The organism is Rossellomorea vietnamensis, assembly GCF_001305855.1.
GTDB classification, from domain to species: Bacteria; Bacillota; Bacilli; order Bacillales; family Bacillaceae_B; genus Rossellomorea; species Rossellomorea vietnamensis_A.
The window spans coordinates 1-538 of sequence record NZ_LIXZ01000090.1 but is presented as its reverse complement, the minus strand read 5'-3'; the positions used below and the strand labels follow the sequence as shown (position 1 = coordinate 538).

The window sequence follows — 538 nt, the reverse complement described above, 5'->3', positions numbered from 1 at the left end:
GGATCCTGAGTACGGCGGGACACGTGAAATCCCGTCGGAAGCTGGGAGGACCATCTCCCAAGGCTAAATACTCCCTAGTGACCGATAGTGAACCAGTACCGTGAGGGAAAGGTGAAAAGCACCCCGGAAGGGGAGTGAAATAGAACCTGAAACCGTGTGCCTACAAGTAGTCAGAGCCCGTTAACGGGTGATGGCGTGCCTTTTGTAGAATGAACCGGCGAGTTACGATCCCATGCAAGGTTAAGTTGTTAAGACGGAGCCGCAGCGAAAGCGAGTCTGAATAGGGCGAATGAGTATGTGGTCGTAGACCCGAAACCAGGTGATCTACCCATGTCCAGGATGAAGTTCAGGTAACACTGAATGGAGGTCCGAACCCACGCACGTTGAAAAGTGCGGGGATGAGGTGTGGGTAGCGGAGAAATTCCAATCGAACTTGGAGATAGCTGGTTCTCTCCGAAATAGCTTTAGGGCTAGCCTCATGTGTAAGAGTCTTGGAGGTAGAGCACTGTTTGGACTAGGGGCCCTCATCGGGTTACCG

1 rRNA gene is annotated in these 538 nt (G+C 52.6%); it reads left to right on the top strand.

Annotated features, from left to right (window positions below):
• Positions 1 to 538, top strand: a 23S ribosomal RNA gene (locus AM506_RS21900); the annotation flags it as partial.